At 73.8% G+C, this 2,176-nt stretch carries 2 protein-coding genes; both read right to left on the bottom strand.

Going from position 1 to position 2,176, the window contains the following annotated elements:
* Positions 1–137: 137 nt before the first annotated feature.
* Entirely contained in the window at positions 138–1,637 is a 1,500-nt protein-coding gene (locus LCD33_RS28520) for a CoA-acylating methylmalonate-semialdehyde dehydrogenase (RefSeq protein ID WP_224962538.1), read from the bottom strand.
* Between the two features lie 290 nt (positions 1,638–1,927).
* Positions 1,928–2,176: DAK2 domain-containing protein (locus LCD33_RS28515; protein ID WP_224978498.1), on the bottom strand; the 249-nt coding region annotated here is incomplete at its 5' end.

Below are 2,176 nucleotides of genomic sequence, written 5' to 3'. Positions count from 1 at the left end.
CCCCCCCCCGGCGGGGCCCCCCCCCCCCGGGGCCCGGGGGGGGGCCCGCCCCCCCCCCCCCCCCCCCCCCCCCCCCCCCCCCCCCCCCCCGGGCCCCGGGGGGGGCCCCCCGGGGGGGCCCCCCCGGGGGCGCGGGGTCAGTTCATCGTGGGGATGGTGAAGCTGGCGCCTTCCTTGAGCCCGGAGGGCCAGCGGGAGGTCACCGTCTTCGTCTTCGTGTAGAACTTGATCGAGTCCGGCCCGTGCTGGTTGAGGTCGCCGAATCCGGACCGCTTCCAGCCGCCGAACGTGTGGTAGGCGATCGGCACCGGGATCGGCACGTTCACCCCGACCATGCCGGTGTTCACCCGGCTGACGAACTCGCGCGCCGCGTCGCCGTCCCTGGTGAAGATCGCGACGCCGTTGCCGTACTCGTTCTCGCTGGGCAGCCGCACCGCCTCCTCGTAGTCCGCGGCGCGCACCACCGACAGCACCGGGCCGAAGATCTCCTCGCGGTAGATCCGCATGTCCGGGGTGACGTGGTCGAACAGCGAGGCGCCCGCGAAGAACCCGTCCTCGTGGCCCTCCAGGGCGAACCCGCGGCCGTCGACGAGCAGCGACGCGCCCTCCTCGACCCCGGCGGCGACGAGCTCGTCCACCCGCTGCAGCGCCTGCCTGGTCACCAGCGGCCCGAAGTCGGCATCCGCGTCGAAGCTGGTGCCGATCTTGAGCTTGCGCACCCGCTCCACGAGCTTCTCCACCAGCGCGTCCGCGGTCGCCTCGCCGACCGGCACCGCCACCGAGATGGCCATGCACCGCTCGCCCGCCGAGCCGTATCCCGCACCGACCAGCGCGTCCACCGCCTGGTCCAGGTCCGCGTCCGGCATCACGATCATGTGGTTCTTGGCGCCGCCGAAGCACTGCGCGCGCTTGCCGTGCGCGGCGGCGGTCGCGTAGATGTACTCGGCGATCGAGGAGGAGCCGACGAACCCGACGGCCTCGATCCGCGGGTCGGTGAGCACCGCGTCCACCGCCACCTTGTCGCCGTTGACCACGTTGAGCACACCCGGCGGCAGGCCCGCCTCGACGAACAGCTCGGCCAGCCGCAGCGGCACCGACGGGTCCCGCTCGGAGGGCTTGAGCACGAAGGAGTTGCCCGCCGCGATCGCCGGAGCGGCCTTCCACAGCGGGATCATCGCGGGGAAGTTGAACGGCGTGATGCCCGCGACCACACCCAGCGGCTGGCGCAGCGAGTACACGTCGATGCCGGTGCCCGCGTTCTCGCTGTACTCGCCCTTGAGCAGGTGCGGCACGCCGACCGCGAACTCGACGACCTCCAGGCCGCGCTGGATGTCGCCCTTGGCGTCGGCGACGGTCTTGCCGTGCTCGGCGGAGAGCAGCCGGGCCAGCGAGTCCATCTCCTCGCCGACCAGCTGCAGGAAGCGCATCAGCACCCGGGCTCGCTTCTGCGGGTTCTGCGCGGCCCACGCCGGCTGGGCCTCGGCCGCGTTCGCGACCGCGGCGGCGACCTCCTCGGCGGAGGCGAGCGGCACCTTGGCCTGCACCCCGCCGGTGTTCGGGTCGAACACGTCACCGAAGTTCCCGGAGGTACCGGCGACCCGTTCGCCGCCGATGAAGTGCTCCAACTCCTGGGACATACCGCACCGCACCTTTCGCCGTTCGCACCGTTGATCCCGGCCTGCCCGCATCGGCCACCGCTGCCGCCGGTCGACTCATCTAGTCGGCTTTTTAGTCGGGCTTCCAACCTTCGGTGACCCAATCATCAGCCTAGCCGGTGCGGCCGCAACAGGTGCCGCAGATCACAGCGTTCGAACGGGTGAAGCATCGGCTGGGCGGGGCGAGGGCGGTCCACGGCGGGGCCGGTTCCGTTCCCGGCGGACGCCGCTCCCGGGCCGTGCTGATCCCGGGCGGTGCCGCTCCGGCCGCGTCACTCCCGGTCGGACCGCACCGCCGTCGCGATCGTCTCCGCGACCAGCGCGAACGGCAGCGCCCCCGCGTCCGGCGTGCCCAGGCCCCGTTCCGCGTTCTCCCGCGCCCGCCCCGCCTTCGGCCGCAGCGACGCCGTCCCGGCCGCCGCCCGCCGCGCCGCCGTCGCCGCCCGCGCCCACGAGCCCGCCTCGGCGAACTCCGCGGCGAACGGCGCGAGCGCGTCCACCATCGTCTTGTCCCCCGGCTC

The sequence above is a fragment of the Saccharopolyspora sp. 7B genome, assembly GCF_020177435.1.
Lineage (GTDB): Bacteria > Actinomycetota > Actinomycetes > Mycobacteriales > Pseudonocardiaceae > Saccharopolyspora_C > Saccharopolyspora_C gregorii.
The sequence above is the reverse complement of the archived record's forward strand: the minus strand, read 5'-3'. Positions and strand labels throughout refer to the sequence as shown.